This is a genomic window from Streptomyces sp. NPDC012935 (assembly GCF_042900345.1).
Taxonomy (GTDB): Bacteria; Actinomycetota; Actinomycetes; order Streptomycetales; family Streptomycetaceae; genus Streptomyces.
In genome coordinates this window covers 690,428-706,915 of sequence record NZ_JBIBBC010000001.1, presented here as the reverse complement: position 1 = coordinate 706,915, position 16,488 = coordinate 690,428, and the positions used below count along the sequence as shown (strand labels likewise).

At 71.9% G+C, this 16,488-nt stretch carries 18 protein-coding genes; 12 read left to right on the top strand and 6 right to left on the bottom strand.

Features of this window, described 5'->3' with window-relative positions:
* Positions 1–2 precede the first annotated feature (2 nt).
* Positions 3–1,253: an alpha-L-fucosidase gene (locus ACFY5C_RS03120; RefSeq protein WP_389439760.1), complete on the top strand. Its 1,251-nt coding sequence runs from the start codon at positions 3–5 to the stop codon at positions 1,251–1,253.
* 359 nt (positions 1,254–1,612) lie between these two features.
* Here ACFY5C_RS03120 and ACFY5C_RS03115 read toward each other — a convergent pair whose 3' ends face one another.
* From ACFY5C_RS03115 to ACFY5C_RS03105, 3 genes are all read right to left on the bottom strand, one after another.
* Positions 1,613–2,044, bottom strand: a complete 432-nt coding sequence (locus ACFY5C_RS03115) for a hypothetical protein (RefSeq protein ID WP_389439758.1) — start codon at positions 2,042–2,044, stop codon at positions 1,613–1,615.
* An 18-nt stretch (positions 2,045–2,062) separates the two neighbouring features.
* Positions 2,063–3,871 (bottom strand): hypothetical protein, encoded by a 1,809-nt coding sequence (locus ACFY5C_RS03110; RefSeq protein ID WP_389439756.1) that lies wholly within the window; start codon positions 3,869–3,871, stop codon positions 2,063–2,065.
* A gap of 216 nt (positions 3,872–4,087) precedes the next feature.
* Positions 4,088–5,224, bottom strand: a complete 1,137-nt coding sequence (locus ACFY5C_RS03105) for an ATP-grasp domain-containing protein (RefSeq protein WP_389439755.1) — start codon at positions 5,222–5,224, stop codon at positions 4,088–4,090.
* A gap of 314 nt (positions 5,225–5,538) precedes the next feature.
* On the opposite strand from ACFY5C_RS03105, the gene ACFY5C_RS03100 reads away from it, so the two are divergent.
* Positions 5,539–6,399, top strand: coding sequence for a metallophosphoesterase family protein (locus ACFY5C_RS03100; protein ID WP_389439753.1), 861 nt, complete (start codon positions 5,539–5,541; stop codon positions 6,397–6,399).
* Positions 6,396–7,076, top strand: coding sequence for a 4'-phosphopantetheinyl transferase (locus tag ACFY5C_RS03095; protein WP_389439751.1), 681 nt, complete (start codon positions 6,396–6,398; stop codon positions 7,074–7,076). Before ACFY5C_RS03100 ends, ACFY5C_RS03095 begins: the two co-directional genes overlap by 4 nt.
* 27 nt (positions 7,077–7,103) lie before the next feature.
* Here ACFY5C_RS03095 and ACFY5C_RS03090 read toward each other — a convergent pair whose 3' ends face one another.
* The 3 genes from ACFY5C_RS03090 to ACFY5C_RS03080 form a co-directional block, all read right to left on the bottom strand.
* Complete coding sequence (locus ACFY5C_RS03090; protein ID WP_328421058.1) at positions 7,104–7,334, bottom strand: hypothetical protein; 231 nt, start codon at positions 7,332–7,334, stop codon at positions 7,104–7,106.
* Between the two features lie 127 nt (positions 7,335–7,461).
* Positions 7,462–7,986 carry a toxin-antitoxin system, toxin component gene (locus tag ACFY5C_RS03085; RefSeq protein ID WP_328430364.1) on the bottom strand — a complete coding sequence of 175 codons (525 nt, stop codon included), beginning with the start codon at positions 7,984–7,986 and terminating at the stop codon, positions 7,462–7,464.
* A gap of 54 nt (positions 7,987–8,040) precedes the next feature.
* Positions 8,041–8,691, bottom strand: coding sequence for a helix-turn-helix domain-containing protein (locus ACFY5C_RS03080; RefSeq protein WP_389439749.1), 651 nt, complete (start codon positions 8,689–8,691; stop codon positions 8,041–8,043).
* Between the two features lie 223 nt (positions 8,692–8,914).
* On the opposite strand from ACFY5C_RS03080, the gene ACFY5C_RS03075 reads away from it, so the two are divergent.
* From ACFY5C_RS03075 to ACFY5C_RS03035, 9 genes are all read left to right on the top strand, one after another.
* Complete coding sequence (locus tag ACFY5C_RS03075; RefSeq protein WP_389439747.1) at positions 8,915–9,577, top strand: hypothetical protein; 663 nt, start codon at positions 8,915–8,917, stop codon at positions 9,575–9,577.
* A 115-nt stretch (positions 9,578–9,692) separates the two neighbouring features.
* Positions 9,693–10,844, top strand: a complete 1,152-nt coding sequence (locus tag ACFY5C_RS03070; protein ID WP_389439745.1) for an NAD(P)/FAD-dependent oxidoreductase — start codon at positions 9,693–9,695, stop codon at positions 10,842–10,844.
* A complete protein-coding gene (locus ACFY5C_RS03065) occupies positions 10,841–11,143 on the top strand; it encodes a (2Fe-2S)-binding protein (RefSeq protein ID WP_389439743.1) in 303 nt (100 codons plus the stop codon). Before ACFY5C_RS03070 ends, ACFY5C_RS03065 begins: the two co-directional genes overlap by 4 nt.
* On the top strand, positions 11,136–11,369 hold the full coding sequence (locus tag ACFY5C_RS03060) for an FAD-dependent oxidoreductase (RefSeq protein ID WP_389439741.1): 234 nt from the start codon (positions 11,136–11,138) through the stop codon (positions 11,367–11,369). The genes ACFY5C_RS03065 and ACFY5C_RS03060 overlap by 8 nt, the downstream gene beginning before the upstream one ends.
* Positions 11,362–12,741 carry an NAD(P)/FAD-dependent oxidoreductase gene (locus ACFY5C_RS03055; RefSeq protein ID WP_389439739.1) on the top strand — a complete coding sequence of 460 codons (1,380 nt, stop codon included), beginning with the start codon at positions 11,362–11,364 and terminating at the stop codon, positions 12,739–12,741. The genes ACFY5C_RS03060 and ACFY5C_RS03055 overlap by 8 nt, the downstream gene beginning before the upstream one ends.
* On the top strand, positions 12,738–13,628 hold the full coding sequence (locus ACFY5C_RS03050; RefSeq protein WP_389439737.1) for a dihydrodipicolinate synthase family protein: 891 nt from the start codon (positions 12,738–12,740) through the stop codon (positions 13,626–13,628). Before ACFY5C_RS03055 ends, ACFY5C_RS03050 begins: the two co-directional genes overlap by 4 nt.
* Before the next feature lie 21 nt (positions 13,629–13,649).
* Positions 13,650–14,651 carry a proline racemase family protein gene (locus ACFY5C_RS03045; protein WP_389439735.1) on the top strand — a complete coding sequence of 334 codons (1,002 nt, stop codon included), beginning with the start codon at positions 13,650–13,652 and terminating at the stop codon, positions 14,649–14,651.
* Positions 14,652–14,738: 87 nt separating this feature from the next.
* On the top strand, positions 14,739–15,437 hold the full coding sequence (locus ACFY5C_RS03040) for a GntR family transcriptional regulator (protein ID WP_389439733.1): 699 nt from the start codon (positions 14,739–14,741) through the stop codon (positions 15,435–15,437).
* 50 nt (positions 15,438–15,487) lie between these two features.
* Positions 15,488–16,486, top strand: coding sequence for a LacI family DNA-binding transcriptional regulator (locus tag ACFY5C_RS03035; RefSeq protein WP_389439731.1), 999 nt, complete (start codon positions 15,488–15,490; stop codon positions 16,484–16,486).
* Positions 16,487–16,488: the final 2 nt, after the last annotated feature.

Below are 16,488 nucleotides of genomic sequence, written 5' to 3'. Positions count from 1 at the left end.
GGGTGCCCATGCAACCCTGGTTCACCGACGCCAAGTTGGGGATCTTCATCCACTGGGGCATCTACGCCGTGGACGGCGTCCAGGAGTCCTGGTCGTTCTACGACGACATCGTCCCGTACGACCGGTACATGTCCCAGTTCGACCGCTTCACCGCATCCCGCTACGACCCGCGCGACTGGGCGAAGCTCTTCGCGCGGGCAGGCGCCAAGTACTCCGTCCTGACCAGCCGCCACCACGACGGCGTGGCCCTGTGGGACACGGCCCACGGCGACCTGAACGTGGGCCGCGACCTGATCGGCGGCTACGCGGACGCCCTGCGCGAGCAGGGCCTCAAGGTCGGGCTCTACTACTCGCACTCGGACTGGAGCCACCCCGACTACGCCTCCACGCGCAAGCCCGGCCGCCCGCCGGAGCTGGAGGACAACCGGTACTCCGAAGTCGCGGCGGAACTCGAGGACCTGGACGCCTGGGAACGCTTCCTCGCCTACCGGGACGGCCAGATCCGCGAGCTGACCTCCCGCTACAAGCCGGACCTGATGTGGTTCGACGGCGAGTGGGACCGCAGCGAGGAGCAGTGGCGCATCCCCGAACTCGCCGCGCTGATCCGCTCCGAGGTGCCCGACGTCGTCTTCAACGCCCGCATGCTCAGCGAGGGCGACTACGCGACCCCGGAACAGGGCGCCCCGGTGATACCGCCGGAGGGCCCGTGGGAGCTGTGCCTGACGATCAACGACTCCTGGGGCCACCAGCACCACGACCACAACCACAAGTCGGTCGACCAGCTGATCCGCTACTTCGCCGAGACGATCGGCGCAGGCGGCAATCTCCTCCTGAGCGTCGGACCCCGCGAGGACGGCACGATCCCGGCGGAGCAGGCCGAGCGGCTGGAGGGGCTCGGCGACTGGATCGCCAAGCACGCCGAGGCGGTGTACGGCACCGGCCGCGGCCTCCCGGCCGGCCACCACTACGGCCCGAGCACCCTGTCCGAGGACCGCCGCACCCTGTACCTGATCCTCTTCGACGCCCCGCGTGCCGAGATCAACGTACGCGGCCTGCTCGGTTCGGTACGCCGGGTCACGGTCGTCGGCAGCGGCACCGAACTGTCCCACCGCATCACCGGCGGCCTCCATGAGACGCCGGGCGTGCTGTGGATCGAACCGCCCACCGCGGCCGACCTCGACCCGCACGCCACGGTGCTCGCCGTGGAGCTGGACGGGGAGTTGGAGCTGTACCGGGGCTCGGGCCGCTTCTGACCGGGGAAACGCCTTCGGGCCGGCCGGTCGCTGCCCCCGTGGCAGCGACCGGCCGGCCCGAAGCCCCCGTACTTCCCCCGTGGTGGTGCGTCCCCCCGTGGATCCCCCGTGTTTCCCGGTTCCCCCGTTGCCTTTCACTCTTATGAGCGCGCCGGTGGCGCCCTGATACACCCTCCCGGAAAAATTCCTCCCGGGAGGGTGAAGGTGGTGTCAGCCGGTGAACCCGGCGCTGATCGAAGTGAACTGCCAGTTACTCTGGCTGATCCCGGAGCAGTTGCTCGTCACGCCGCCGCCCGGAAGTTGACGGTGTTGCCGTACATGTCGGCGCCGCCGCCGAAGTCGAACGGCATGATCGTGTCTTAGCCGTCCGACCCTGCCGGCCGTGTCGAGTGGACCGTCAGATCACCGTTCACGACGGCGTTCACGGTGCCGTGGCCGTATGCGCGGTTGTCCTGGCGGATCGGGGTGGCGGAGACGGGGCGGGGCGGGGGCAGCTCGGCGATCGCGGACCGCAGTTCGTCGGCGGCGTCCGGATTCTCCTCCAGCAGGTCCTGGAGGCGCTGCCGCCAGGCACGGCGGGCCTCGGCCAGTTCACCCTCGCTGCCGGACTCTTCGACGACGCGGCGTAGATCGTCCAGACGCCGGGCCGCCGTCTCGGTACGGTCGGGATCGCCGCGGCCCAGCAGCCGGGCGAAGCGCTCACGAGCGGCCTGCCAGACGTCGGTGGAGGCGGCGTTGACCAGGGCTGCGGAGCCGGCCGCGGCGAGTGTGGTCAGCCATTCGGATATCACGTCGGTGCCTTTCCTCGGTCAGGAGTCGGAGCGCCGCGCGGTCCACGGACCGGAGGCGTCGTAGCAGTCGGTCTCGAAGGTGCCGCGCATGGTGTCGCCGTCCACGCTTCCGGTGAACGTGATCTCCTTCGCGCTGTTCACGCTGCCGAAGGTGATGCGGTCGCCGTCGAGCGTGCCGTTGAGGGCCCCGTCCAGGGAGCAGGGCACCCCGTCGACCTTCAGCTCTCCGGTGAGTCGGTTCCCGTCCTGGGACAGGGTGGCCGTGAACCCTCCGGTGCCGAACCCCGTGGACCAGTCCCCTGTCCACGCACCGGTCAGGGTGGCGGTCCCGGACGGCTTCGACCCGTCGCCGGAGGGCGGCGCGGACGGGGTCACGGTCAATCCGAAGTCCCAGTAGCGGGCGGAGGCGGGCAACCGGTCGCCGGCCGCCCGTGTGGTGAGGCGGACGAGCCGACCGAGGTCGTCGATGCGTGCCGTGAAGTCGACGGTGGTGTCGTCCGCCCGAGGTGTGGAGGTGGCCGCCGCCAGTGTGATGGGGCCGCTGTTCGACCTGGCGACGGCCGGTTCGGCGGTTCCGGAAGGTCCGCTGGGTTCGGCCGAGGGAGCGAGAGTTCCCGTGAAGGTGCAGCCCTCGCGCCGCGCCCGTGTCACCGTTCGCAGTTCCCTCGCCGGTGCAGCGGGGTCGACGGCGTCCATGAAGGCGCCGTCGGCCCGCACCCACCTCGGGTCCACGCCGGACGGTGTGGTCGTGCCGGTGGGGAGCACGACCCTGCCCCGGTCGATCGTGCCGCTCGTGACGGGGCCGCCGGTCAGGCCCTGCCGGAACCAGGCGGTGCGCGCATGCGGGTCCGCCGCCCCGGCGACATGGTGCCGACCGCGTGTGACGTCGTAGCGGAAGCTCGTCAGTTCCACGCGCCGGGCGGCCTCCGCCAGGACCGCGGGAGCCGAGCGGCCCTCGGCGGCCTTGTCGCAGGACGCCCCGCCCATGACGCGCGGCACGACGACGGTCACCGTCACGGTCACGACCACCACGACCGTGACCACACTCGCCACCACGGGCACGCTCACGCCGGCACCGGCGAACGTCAGGGCCTTGGTGACGGCGGCTGCGGCCTTGGCGAGGACGGTCGCACCGCCTTTGGCGGCGGCCGCCGCGCCCGGCGCCGAGACTCCGGCGGCCGACGTGGAACCGGCGGTCTGCGCGGCCGTGCCGGCCGCCTGCGTCGGGTCGGCGAGCGGCGCCCCCGGCGCCGATCCGGTCCCTGCCGCCTTCACGGCCTCCGTGGCGAGATGGTCGGCGACCACGTGGCCGCCGACAGCGGTCGTTGCCGCCGCGCCGCCCGTGATGACGGCGGTCTTGCCGAGGCTCGTCCTCCGGGGCGGCCGTGGAGCCAGGCCGAGTACGACCTCGTAGTAGATGTTGCCGTTCTGCACGGCGTTGACGGTGCCGTGCCCCGTCGCCACCGCGATCTGGGGCGTGGCGTCGGGCGAGGGGAGGAGCGATTGAATGGAATCCGCGAACCGGCGGGCTTCTTCCGCCCGTTCGGGATCATCCGCGACGGCCCTCTCGATCAGCTCCCGCCATTCCGGCAGCGACTCCGTCAGGTAACGGGTCAGCCCCTCGCCCTCGCGGCGTGCCGCGACGGCCGCCCAGGCGTCGATGCGCTCGTTCACCTGTGGCTCGTCGTCCGGTAAGAGGCCGAGGACCCCTTCCCGGGCCTCGGCCCAGGCCGGTGTCCCGATCGCCGCGGCGAGATGCTCTGCCGCGTCCTCGGCAGGATCCACGGACCTTCCGAATGCCCCGTCGTCCTGCGTGTCTTCGGCCATGAAGCCGTCTCCCCCGGTTGCTCCACGCTGTGTTGGCGCGAAGCTAGCAGCCACGAATGAGGGAGCGAGCGGCTTCGAGGGACGCCTGTCCGACGGCTCGTGGTGAGGGGGCATGCAGGGGGCGCTCCGCTTGGCAAGCGCCCCGTCGAGCGACTGGACGCGCCCCGACCGCGCCTGTCGGGCGCCCGATATGGCGGATCTTTTGGCGAACCCGAACTAGAGCGGCAGCACCTGCGCCGCCCCGCTCTCGACCGGTTCGACCGGTGCGGGGGCCGGTACCGCCGGCAGCATGGGTTCTGCCTCCTCAACCGCGCGCTGCTGCGGAATGGACACCGGGCGCAGGGGCCGCGGCCCGGACACCACCGTGTAGTCCTGCCCGAGGAACGGCGGAACCACCTCGCCCGGATCGTCGCCCAGCGCCAGCTGAACGGCCAGCCACGGCACGTTGACCCCGCACAGCGAGAGCTGGTGCAGCCCGCCGGCCGGCCGGGTGTTGACGTCCATCAGCACCGGTGTGTCCCCGAACATCCGGAACTGGATGTTCGACAGATAGTGCAGCCCGAACCCCTCCGCGATCAGCCGCGCCGGCTCCAGCCACGGCTCCTGCAGAGTGAACCCGCGACGGCGGCCGTTCTTGATCCGCCCGATCGCCAGCCGCACCCGGTTGTCCGGACCGGTGAGGCAGTCCACCGACACCTCCGGCTGCTCGAGGCGCGGCATCACCAGCCAGTCCACCGGCTCGTCGGTGCGCCGCAACGCGTCCAGCACCAGATCCAGTTGCACATACGGCGTCGGGAACCCGCTGAGGTGCATGAGTGAGAAGGGGGCACGCGTGATGACACGGAAGCCGACTCCGCCCGCACCGGACGCCGGCTTGAAGCAGGCCTTGTGACCGGCCGCCTCCAACTCCTCGACGGCGGCGAGCAGTTCATCGACGTTGCGCACCCGCCACCACGGCGGCACCGGCACCCCGACCGCCTGCACGGCCTCGTACGCGATCACCTTGTCGTGGAACACCGCGACGGCCTCCGGCGGCGGCGCGAGCAGCGCCGTACCGACCGCCTCGAAGTCCGCCCGGTGGGCCACGATCGCCGACTGGTGCAGCCGGGGCACGAACACGTCGATGCCGCGTCGCCGGCACTGGGCGAGGGCGTACTCCACGTACCCGGCCGGGGACAGGCCCTCCGGCTCCAGCTCGGCGGTGTCGGCGGCGGCCAGCACGGGGGAGTCGGCGTCCCCGTGCGTCGCATGGATCTCGACGGCCCGATCGCTGGGATTTCGTCGCAGCTGATCCATGAAGAACACGTTCTCCGCGTACGTGCGGTTGAGCCAGACGCGTACGCGAGAGACCATGCAGGGCCGTCCTTTCGGGTTCGCGGGCAGGGCGAAGCGGGCCCGTGCCCGGGCAGGGTGGTTGGAGGGACACCAAACCGCCCCGTGCGAAGGGACGTTCATGGCGGTGGTGTTGCGGCGATCATACGGCTTTCAAGGGGTGCCGCGTGCAACGTACGTGTTACGGAATTGCGGATGGTTCCTGACCGTCCCGGTCACCCCGCCCCTCACCGCCCGGACAGTGCCCCAGGGACGCGACGACGTGATCCCGTCTTGTGCCCCGAACGCGGGCTGTGTTCTCGTAAGGTCATTCGTGTGATCGAAAGGGGCGAGGGGTGACGTCGACGGCCGGCAGTGCCGGACAGCTGCTGGCCATCAGCGACCTGCACATCGGATACGAGGAGAACCGCGCGCTCGTCGAGCGGATGCGCCCCGGCTCTGACGACGACTGGCTGCTGGTCGCCGGCGACGTGGCGGAGACCGTGGCCGACATCGGCTGGGCGCTCAAGACCCTCGCCGGCCGCTTCCGCAAGGTCGTCTGGGCCCCCGGCAACCACGAACTGTGGACCCACCCCAAGGACTCCGTCACCCTGCGCGGTGTCGCCCGCTACGAGCACCTGGTCGACCTGTGCCGCGAGATCGGCGTGACGACTCCCGAGGACCCGTACCCCGTCTGGGACGGCCCCGGCGGACCGGTGGCCGTGGCGCCGCTGTTCCTGCTGTACGACTACTCCTTCCTGCCCGCCGGCTGCACGACCAAGGAGGAGGGGCTGGAGTACGCGCACGGGACCGGGGTCGTGTGCAACGACGAGTACCTGCTGCACCCCGACCCCTACCCGTCACGCGAGGCCTGGTGCGAGGCCAGGGTCGCCGAGACCGAGCGCAGACTCGCCGCACTTCCCGAGGACCTGCCCACCGTCCTCGTCAACCACTACCCGCTGGACCGGCATCCCACGGACGTGCTGTGGTACCCCGAGTTCGCCATGTGGTGCGGTACCCGGCGGACCGCGGACTGGCACCGCAGGTTCCGGGTCGAGACGATGGTCTACGGCCACCTCCACATCCCGCGGACCACCTGGCACGAGGGCGTCCGCTTCGAGGAGGTGTCGGTGGGATACCCCCGCGAGTGGCGCAAGCGACCGGACCCGCCGGGACGGCTGCGCACGATTCTGCCCAAGGAGGACCGGGCCCGTTGATCGAGGAACTGCTGCCGGCCTCGGTGGCCACCGTCGAGGCGTACGGCGACGAGGAGCCCGCGCACACGGTTCTGTACCCCGAGGAGGAGGCGGTCGTGGCGAAGGCGGTCTTCAAGCGCCGCCGGGAGTTCGCCGTCGTACGCTCCTGCGCGCGCAGCGCCATGGAGAAGCTCGGCGTGCCCGCCCAGCCGATCCTGCCCGGTGAGCGCGGTGCCCCGGGCTGGCCGACCGGCCTGGTCGGCAGCATGACCCACTGCGACGGCTACGGCGCCGCCGCGCTGGCCCGCGCCGCCGACCTGGCCTCCCTCGGCATCGACGCCGAACCCCACCAGCCCCTCCCGGACGGTGTCCTTCCCGCCGTCGCCCTGCCCGCCGAGACGGACCGGCTGCGCCGCCTGGCCGGTGACCTTCCCGGCATCCACTGGGACCGGCTGCTGTTCAGCGCGAAGGAGTCCGTCTACAAGGCGTGGTTCCCGCTCACCGCGAAGTGGCTGGACTTCACCGAGGCCGACATCGACCTCTTCGCCGACCCCGGTGAGCTGCACAGCGGCGGCTTCCGCGCCCGGCTCCTCGTGCCGGGCCCGCTGGTGGGCGACCGGCGCGTCGACCGGTTCGCGGGCCGTTGGACAGTGCGGCGGGGGCTGGTGGCGACAGCGGTGAGCGTGCCGCACACCTGACCCCCGGCGGGCCCGCTGCGGGATCAGCTACGGCTCCGCCGGGCACCAGCTCTGCAGCAGCCGGAAGAACTCCTCCTCGTTGCCCGTCAGGCCGGCGTCCGCCAGGGCCTGTTCCGCCTCGGCGAGGACGGCGGGCGGGACGACGGGTGGTCGGCGGGAGCCGGGAGGACCGTCGAACGCGGCTCGTACGGTGTGCAACAGGCGCAGGTAGGCCTGTACGGCGGTGCGCTCGCGGTCGGTCAGTACGGCGGTGGGCATCGGTCGGCTCTCCCCGGCTCGGCGTCATCGCGTCACGCCCGCACATGAGGGCGCACCACCAGCTTGCCGTCCACCACTGACAATCGGGTTCGTCCACCGCCCGGACGCGGGCCCGGCGTTCCCTCGATCAGCCCTGCGGACCGAGATAACCCAGTGACGCCTCGATCCGCCCGGCCAGATGGTCCCGCTGCCCGCGCACCGAGGAAACCGCCAGCCACGTACGGCACTTGCTGGCCAGCAGCAGCCCGAAGGTCTCGGCCTCCTTCTCCTCGGCCTGGTCGAAGTGGCTGCGGGCCGCGACCTTCAGGATCGTCGAGTGCAGGTCGGCGTCGTCGTCGAGGAGGCGGGCCGCCACACTGGCGCCCTCGATGCTGTGGCTGCAGTGCCCGGCCTTCATGTGCCACAGCTCGTGGCCCAGGATCACCAGCTGGTGGTCGGGCGCGGTGCGTTCCTCGATCACGACGAGGTCCTGGTCGGCCATGTCGAGCCACAGTCCGCTCGCGGTGCCGGGCGGGAAGGCGGCCGTACGGAAGTGGACGGGGCGGCCGCGGCGTCTGCTCATCGCGCCGCACAGGGCGCTGTACAGCTTCTCGGGCGGCGAGGGTGCGGGGAGCGTCAGCTCCGCGACCAACTCGCCGCACAGGCGGCGCATTTCCTTACCGATGCCCACAGTTCTCCCGTTCTCCCCCCGGCTTTCCCCTCCGGATCACGACTCGGGCCGCTTGACGCTCTCCAAGAGCATGTCCAGCCACTCCGCGACCTTGTCGCGATGCTGGTCGGTGGGCAGTTGGGCGGCCCGCCAGGCGATGCCGCGCACCCCGTGGTCCTGCAGCAGCCTCTCCAGCGGGTCCTCGGCGGCCTGGGCCGCCTCGCGCTGCGCGAGCTTTTGCAGCAGGTCCTGCTCGGTGCGCTGGAGTGCGCCCGCGAGCGCCTCGGGGTCCTCGGCCGTGAGAAATCCGGCGTGGACGCGGAAGAAGCGCTGGATGGCGTCGCAGTGCTCCATGGTGGGGCGCCGGTCGCCGTTGATGAGGGCGCCGGCCTGCTGCCGTGACATGCCCGCGCCGTCGGCGATCTCCTGCTGGGTGTACCTGCGGCCGTTCGGCTTGACGCGGGTGCGGCGCAGGAGGTCGAGTCGCTGCAGGAACCGGGCCTGAACGTCGGGCTCACCCGCCGGGCGTCCGCTCAGCAGCGCCTTGACCACGGGCTCGGTGACGCCGGAGGCCACGCACAGACGGCCGGTGTCGAAGACCTCCGCGTGCGGGACGCCGAGCCTGTCGGCGAGCGCGGTGACGCGAGCGACGACGGCCGGCAGCTCAGCCGTCGGTATGACGCCCGGACCCTCGATGCCATCCGTCACCGACAGATCTCCTAAAGCTCTCACAGGCTTCTCACAAGCGGTCGCGGTGAACTGGACGGAGATTACCGGGTAGTTCGAACTCACATCCAGGTCTCGCCACAACTGTGGCCAATTTCAGCCGTCAACAGGCACCGAATGCCACGATAGTTGACACCGCTCCGGCCCGGGCAGCAGGATCAAGGCGCCGCGTGAAGGCCGCATAGGCAAGAGGGGTGACCTCCCGATGGCATATCAGGCAGGTGGGCAGCGGTCCGTACCGCGGCCCGTCCCCGAGAGGCCCGAGGCCGAGGCGTATCTGCGGGACTACGCCACCCTCGTCGAAGCCGTGCCCTTCCCGTCCGTCATCGTCGACCACCGCTGGGACGTCGTTCTGGCGAACACCGCTTTCGCGTCACTTTTCGGCGGCGTGGGCCCGCATCCGACAGCCATGCCCGACGACAACTTCCTCAAGTTCGTGCTCTTCCACCCGGACGCGAACACTGTCCTCGGTGATCACGAGTCCAGCTGGTGCCTGCCGATGCTGGCCCGTTTCGCGGCCGCCGTGGAGCGGCACGGTCACGACCACGGCCTGCAGGCCGTCCGCCGGGAGATCGCCCAGGACCCGATCATGGAGGCCGCCTACCGGCAAGGCCTGCCGCACTGGATCCGCGCGGTCGGCGAGCGGGCGGCCGAACTGGACGGCGCCGTACGGCCGCTGCTGCACCCCGATCCGCGCTGGGGCGCCACCGACTGCCGGGTCGTCGACGAGACGCCCCGGACCCTTCAGGAGCTGGGCTACACCCGGCTGACGCTGGTCCTGCGCGAGGTGCGCCGCGACCGGCCCAGGGTTCGCGGGGCCCGAGCCGCCGCGGCCCACCTGCGCGTGGTGCCCACCCCCGAGGACTGAACGGGGCACCGTCGGCGTTCAGGTCGCCGGCGGCGCCCCGTCAGCTCTGTCCCCCCGGTACGGAGACGTCGTCGGCCCTGTTCCGTCGCAGGGTGGTGTGTGACATAGTACTGGCGTGAGCGAGCGACTGACCTGCGACGTCGTGGTCGTCGGAGCCGGGATGGTGGGCGCGGCCTGCGCACTGTACGCGGCACGGGCGGGCCTCGCCGTGATCCTCGTCGACCGCGGCCCGGTGGCCGGCGGCACCACCGGCGCCGGCGAGGGCAACCTCCTGGTCTCCGACAAGGAACCGGGCCCCGAGCTCGATCTGGCGCTGCTGTCCGGCCGTCTGTGGGGCGAGCTGGCGCAGGAGTTCGGTCGGGCCGTCGAGTACGAGGCGAAGGGCGGCGTCGTCGTGGCCTCGTCCCCGGCCGGGCTCGCGGCACTGGAGCGGTTCGCCGACGGGCAGCGGGCGGCCGGAGTCATCGCCGAGCCTGTCGCGGGCGACCGCCTGCACGACCTCGAACCCCACCTGGCCCCCGGCCTGCCGGGCGCCGTCCACTACCCCCAGGACTGCCAGGTCATGCCCGCCCTGGCCGCCGCCCACCTCGTCCGCGCATCGGGGGCCCGCCTGCTCACCGGCCGGACGGTGACGGACGTTCTGCGCGCACCGGACGGTGCCGTACGCGGAGTCCGCACGGACAAGGGCGACATCCACGCCCCCCGCGTCGTCAACGCGGCCGGCGCTTGGGGCGGCGAACTCGCCGCCCTGGCGGGCGCCCACCTCCCCGTCCTCCCGAGACGCGGCTTCGTCCTCGTCACCGAACCGCTGCCACGCCTGGTCCGTCACAAGGTGTACGCCGCCGACTACGTGGCCGACGTCGCCAGTGACTCGGCAGCGCTGCAGACCTCCCCCGTCGTCGAGGGTACGGCGGCGGGCCCGATCCTGATCGGGGCGAGCCGGGAACGCGTCGGCTTCGACCGGACCTTCTCCCTGCCCGTCGTACGTGCTCTGGCGGCGGGCGCGACGCGGCTGTTCCCGTTCCTCGCCGATGTCCACGCCATGCGCGCCTACTTGGGCTTCCGCCCGTACATGCCCGACCACCTGCCCGCCGTCGGCCCCGACCCCAGGGTCCCCGGCCTGCACCACGCCTGCGGCCACGAGGGCGCCGGCATCGGACTCGCCACCGGCACCGGCCACTTGATCGCACAGGCCCTGACCGCGAAGACCCCCGACCTGGACCTGACGCCGTTCCGCCCCGACCGCTTCGCCGAGGAGGCCGCATGAGAACCCCTCTGGAGCTCACCGACGCCGAGCCGGGCCCCGCCTTCACGGTCATCCTGGACGGCCGCGAGATCGAGGCACTGCCCGGGCAGACGGTCGCCGCCGCGCTCTGGGCGACCGGGATCACCTCCTGGCGGACCACGCGGGGCGAGGGCCGCCCGCGTGGCGTCTTCTGCGGCATCGGCGTCTGCTTCGACTGCCTGGTCACCGTCAACGACCGCCCGAACCAGCGGGCCTGCCTGGTGCCGCTGCAGCCGGGCGACACGGTCCGGACGCAGGAGGGGACGGGGCACGGTGGTTGATCTCGTGGTGATCGGCGCGGGTCCGGCGGGCCTGGCTGCGGCGCTTGCGGCCGCTGCTCGGGGTGTTCGGGTGGCGCTGGTCGACTCGGCGGGGGAGGCCGGGGGCAGTTCTGCGGGCAGTCCGCGTCGGGTCTCCACGCCCGGTGCGCGGGGGTCCTGCGCCAGTGTGCCGGTGCACCGGGGCGACACGGTCCGGACGCAGGAAAGGGCGGGGCACGGTGGCTGATCTCGTGGTGATCGGCGCGGGTCCGGCGGGCCTGGCTGCGGCGCTTGCGGCCGCTGCTCAGGGCGTACGGGTCGCGCTCGTCGACTCGGCGGCGGACGCGGGTGGGCAGTTCTACCGGCAACCCGCGCCCGCACTCCGTGCCCGCCGTGCGCAGGCCCTGCACCATCAGTGGCGCACCTGGGAGCGGCTGCGGGACGGTTTGCGCCGCAGTGATGTCCGGTTTCTGAGGGAACATCATGTCTGGTGCGTGGAAAGGGACTCCGAGGGCTTCGCAGTGCACGCTCTGCTCGGTCCCGAGCAACGGGAGCCGGTTGCCGTGCACGCCCGCGCCGTACTCCTCGCCACCGGCGGCTACGAGCGGGTGCTTCCCTTCCCGGGCTGGACCCTGCCCGGTGTCGTCACCGCCGGTGGTGCGCAGGCGATGCTCAAGGGCGGCCTCGTGGTGCCGGGGCGCACGGCGGTCGTCGCCGGGACCGGGCCTCTGCTGCTGCCCGTGGCGACCGGACTCGCGGCGGCGGGCGTCGAGATCGCGGCGCTCGTGGAGGCCGTCGACCCGAAGCTTCTCGTACGGCACGGTCGGGCGCTGGCCGCCAAGCTGCCCGAGGGCGCCGGATACGCGGCCCGGCTCCTGCGCCACCGCGTCCGACTCCTGGTCCGGCACACGGTCGTCCGAGCCCACGGCGACGACCGGCTCACCGGGGTCACCGTGGCCGCCCTCGACGCCGAAGGGCGCGTCCGGGCCGGCACCGAGCGGGATCTTCCCTGCGACACCCTCGCCGTCGGACACGGCATGCTCCCGCACACCGACCTCGCCGAGACCCTCGGCTGCCGCCTGGACGGGCTGATGGTCGCCGTGGACGACGAGCAGCGCACGGACGTGCCCGGGGTGTGGGCGGCGGGGGAGTCCACCGGCGTCGGCGGCTCGGCCCTCGCACTCGCCGAGGGCCACATCGCCGGACTCTCCGCCGCCGCCCGCCTGAAGGGCACCGAACCCGACCCCACGCGGTGGGCGGCGGCCGCCAAGTCCCGTACCGGACTTCGCAAGCTCGCCGCCGCCCTCGACGCCGCCTTCCCGCCGCCCGCGCACTGGAGCGACCAGGTCACCGACGACACCCTCGTCTGCCGCTGCGAGGAGGTCACCGCCGGTGCCGTGCGTGAGGCCGTGGACGAACTCGGCGCGGGCGACGTCCGCACCGTGAAGCTGCTGACCCGGGCCGGAATGGGCTGGTGCCAGGGACGCGTGTGCGGTCCGGCGGTCGCCGGGCTCGCCGGCTGCGAACTCACCCCGTCCCGGCGGCCGTTCGCACGTCCCGTACCGCTCGGTGTACTCGCCCGGCAACACGACAACGCCACTCGGAGAGGAACCTCATGACCGACCACCGCCCCTGGCGCGGAGTCCTCGTCGCCACCGCGCTCCCCCTCGACGACGACCTCCGCGTCGACCACGGCAAGTACGCCGAGCACTGCGCCTGGCTGGTCGAGAACGGCTGTGACGGCGTCGTTCCGAACGGCTCCCTCGGGGAGTACCAGGTCCTCACGCCCGAAGAGCGCGTGAAGGTGGTGGAGACCGCCGTCGCCGCGATCGGGGGTTCGCGGGTGATGCCGGGTGTGGCCGCCTACGGCTCGGCGGAGTCCCGCCGCTGGGCCGAACAGGCCCGTGACGCGGGCTGCGAGTCCGTGATGTTGCTGCCGCCCAACGCGTACCGGGCGGACGAACGGTCGGTGCTGTCGCACTACGCCGAGGTCGCCAAAGCCGGCCTCCCGGTCGTGGCGTACAACAACCCCATCGACACCAAGGTCGACCTCGTCCCGGAGCTGCTCGCGAAGCTGCACGGCGAGGGGTACATCCAGGCGGTCAAGGAGTTCTCCGGCGACGTCCGCCGCGCCTATCAGCTCGCCGAACTCGCCCCGGAACTCGACCTGCTGATCGGCGCCGACGACGTCCTGCTGGAGCTCGCGATCGCCGGCGCCAAGGGCTGGGTCGCCGGCTACCCGAACGCGCTGCCGAGGTCCACCGTGGAGCTGTACCGCGCGGCCGTCGGCGGCGACCTCGCCACCGCGGGGCAGCTCTACGCGCAGTTGCACCCGCTGCTGCGCTGGGACTCCAAGGTCGAGTTCGTGCAGGCGATCAAGCTGTCCATGGACGTCGTCGGCCGCCACGGGGGACGCTGCCGTCCACCGCGGGTGCCGCTGCTGCCGGAGCAGGAGGCCGCGATCCGCGCCGCCACCGAGAAGGCCGTCGCCGCAGGGCTCGCGTAACACGCAGGAGGAGACCCGGTCATGCACAGCAAACTCGTCCTGCACGCCGTCGACTCGCACACCGAGGGCATGCCCACCCGAGTGATCACCGGCGGCATCGGCACGATCCCCGGCGCGACCATGAACGAGCGGCGCCTGTACTTCCGTGAGCACCGCGACTACATCAAGCAGCTCCTGATGAACGAGCCCCGCGGCCACTCGGCGATGAGCGGCGCGATCCTCCAGCCGCCCACCCGTCCCGACTGCGACTGGGGCGTGATCTACATCGAGGTCTCCGGCTATCTGCCGATGTGCGGGCACGGCACGATCGGTGTGGCGACCGTGCTCGTCGAGACCGGCATGGTCGAGGTCGTCGAGCCGGTCACCACGATCCGGCTCGACACCCCGGCGGGCCCGGTCGTCGCCGAGGTGGCCGTTGAGGACGGCGCCGCGAAGGCGGTCACCCTCCAGAACGTGCCGTCGTTCTCCGTCGCCCTCGACCGCAAGATCACCCTGCCCGACGGGCGCACGGTGACATACGACATGGCGTACGGCGGCAACTTCTACGCCATCCTGCCGCTGGACCAGTTCGGGCTGCCCTTCGACCGGTCCCGCAAGGACGACATCCTGCAGGCCGGCCTCTCCCTGATGGCGGCGATCAACGCCGAGGAGGAGCCGGTCCACCCCGAGAACCCCTCCATCCGCGGCTGCCACCACGTCCACCTGATCGCCCCCGGCGCGACGGCCCGCCACTCCCGGCACGCGATGGCCATCCACCCGGGCTGGTTCGACCGCTCACCCTGCGGCACGGGCACCAGCGCGCGCATGGCGCAGCTGCACGCGCGTGGTGAACTCCCGCTGCACACCGAGTTCGTGAACGAGTCGTTCATCGGCACCCACTTCACGGGCCGTCTCCTCGGCACCACCGAGGTCGCGGGCCGTCCTGCCGTCCTGCCGAGCTTCACGGGCCGGGCGTGGCTCACGGGCACGGCGCAGTACCTGCTCGATCCGTCGGACCCGTTCCCGGCCGGGTTCGTGCTCTGAACGTCGACGATAATGTGCCGCGTAACGCGTGACATTGCACAGCGCGTCACTTCGCACAGCGCGTGACACAGCACAGCTAGGAGAGTCATGGCCGCCCAGCGCACCAGCGCCCCGCCCGCCGCAGCCGGCCCGGCGCTGCCCACCCTGGGCGGCAAGAAGAGCAGCTACCGGGAGCGCGTCGCCGACGCCCTGCGGGCCGCGCTGATCGCCGGAGAACTGCGCCCGGGGGAGGTGTACTCGGCGCCCACGCTCGCCGCCCGCTTCGGCGTCTCGGCGACCCCGGTGCGCGAGGCCATGCTGGACCTGGCCAAGGAAGGCCTGGTCGACACCGTCCCCAACAAGGGCTTCCGGGTCACCGCGGTCTCCGAGAAACAGCTCGACGAGTACACCCACATCCGCGCGCTCATCGAGATCCCCACGGTCGTGGAGTTGGCCAGGACGGCCGACAAGGTCTCCCTGGAGGCGCTGCGCCCGGCGGCCAGGGAGATCGTCCACGCCGCGGTCTCCGGTGATCTCATCGCCTACGTCGAGGCCGACACCCGCTTCCATCTCGGCCTGCTCGCCCTCGCCGGCAACGCCCACCTCGTCGAGGTCGTCGGCGACCTCCGCAAGCGCTCCCGCCTCTACGGCCTGACCGCCCTCGTCGAGGCGGGCCGTCTGCTGGCCTCCGCGGAGGAGCACCTCGAACTCCTCGACGCGCTGCTCGCCCGCGACGAGGAGGCCGTGCGCGAGGTCATGACCCGACACCTGGGACACGTTCGCGGGCTCTGGGCAGCGAAGAAGTAGCCGGCACCACAACGCAAGCCACTTGCATCATTTGCGCTATTCTTGCGCGCATGACGCGACGACTTGCGGAAGTGGCGAAGAAAGTCGGGGTCAGCGAGGCCACGGTCAGCCGGGTGCTCAACGACAAGCCCGGCGTCTCCGAGGCCACCCGGCAGGCGGTGCTCTCCGCCCTGGACGTCCTCGGCTACGAGCGGCCCACGCAACTGCGCGGGGAACGCGCCCGGCTCGTCGGTCTGGTCCTCCCCGAGCTGCAGAACCCGATCTTCCCAGCCTTCGCCGAAGTGATCGGCGGCGCGCTCGCCCAGCTCGGACTGACGCCGGTGCTGTGTACGCAGACCAAGGGCGGGGTCTCCGAGGCCGACTACGTCACGCTGCTGCTGCAACAGCAGGTCTCCGGCGTCGTCTTCGCCGGCGGGCTGTACGCCCAGGCCGACGCGCCGCACGGCCACTACAAGGAGCTCGCCGACCGCAACATCCCGGTCGTGCTGGTCAACGCGGCCATCGAGCACCTCGGCTTCCCGGCTGTGTCCTGCGACGACGCCGTGGCCGTCGAGCAGGCCTGGCGGCATCTGGCCTCGCTGGGTCACGAGCGCATCGGGCTGGTGCTCGGGCCGGGCGACCATGTGCCGTCGGCGCGGAAACTGGCCGCCGCGCGGGGCGTCGCCGGGGAACTGCCCGAGGAGCACGTGGCGCGGGCCATCTTCTCGATCGAGGGCGGTCATGCGGCCGCCTCCCGGCTGATCGACCGAGGCGTCACCGGCATCATCTGCGCCAGCGACCCGCTCGCCCTCGGTGCCGTCAGAGCCGCGCGCCGCAAGGGCCTTGACGTACCGTCACAGATCTCCGTCGTCGGGTACGACGACTCGGCGTTCATGAACTGCACGGAGCCGCCCCTCACCACCGTCCGCCAGCCCATCGAGGCCATGGGGAGGGCGGCGGTGGAACTGCTGAACGCGCAGATCGCGGGCACCGCCGTAGCGGCGGAGGAGCTCCTCTTCGAGCCGGAACTGGTGGTGCGGGGATCGACGGCTCAGGCCCCTCGCGCCTGACG

What these genes read in the sequence shown, in the direction of transcription:
- ACFY5C_RS03110 (WP_389439756.1), bottom strand. Translation starts at nt 3,871, where the DNA reads ATGGCCGAAGACACGCAGGACGACGGGGCATTCGGAAGGTCCGTGGAT.
- ACFY5C_RS03105 (WP_389439755.1), bottom strand. Translation starts at nt 5,224, where the DNA reads ATGGTCTCTCGCGTACGCGTCTGGCTCAACCGCACGTACGCGGAGAAC.
- ACFY5C_RS03090 (WP_328421058.1), bottom strand. Translation starts at nt 7,334, where the DNA reads ATGCCCACCGCCGTACTGACCGACCGCGAGCGCACCGCCGTACAGGCC.
- ACFY5C_RS03085 (WP_328430364.1), bottom strand. Translation starts at nt 7,986, where the DNA reads ATGCGCCGCCTGTGCGGCGAGTTGGTCGCGGAGCTGACGCTCCCCGCA.
- ACFY5C_RS03075 (WP_389439747.1), top strand. Translation starts at nt 8,915, where the DNA reads ATGGCATATCAGGCAGGTGGGCAGCGGTCCGTACCGCGGCCCGTCCCC.
- ACFY5C_RS03065 (WP_389439743.1), top strand. Translation starts at nt 10,841, where the DNA reads ATGAGAACCCCTCTGGAGCTCACCGACGCCGAGCCGGGCCCCGCCTTC.
- ACFY5C_RS03050 (WP_389439737.1), top strand. Translation starts at nt 12,738, where the DNA reads ATGACCGACCACCGCCCCTGGCGCGGAGTCCTCGTCGCCACCGCGCTC.
- ACFY5C_RS03045 (WP_389439735.1), top strand. Translation starts at nt 13,650, where the DNA reads ATGCACAGCAAACTCGTCCTGCACGCCGTCGACTCGCACACCGAGGGC.
- ACFY5C_RS03040 (WP_389439733.1), top strand. Translation starts at nt 14,739, where the DNA reads ATGGCCGCCCAGCGCACCAGCGCCCCGCCCGCCGCAGCCGGCCCGGCG.
- ACFY5C_RS03035 (WP_389439731.1), top strand. Translation starts at nt 15,488, where the DNA reads ATGACGCGACGACTTGCGGAAGTGGCGAAGAAAGTCGGGGTCAGCGAG.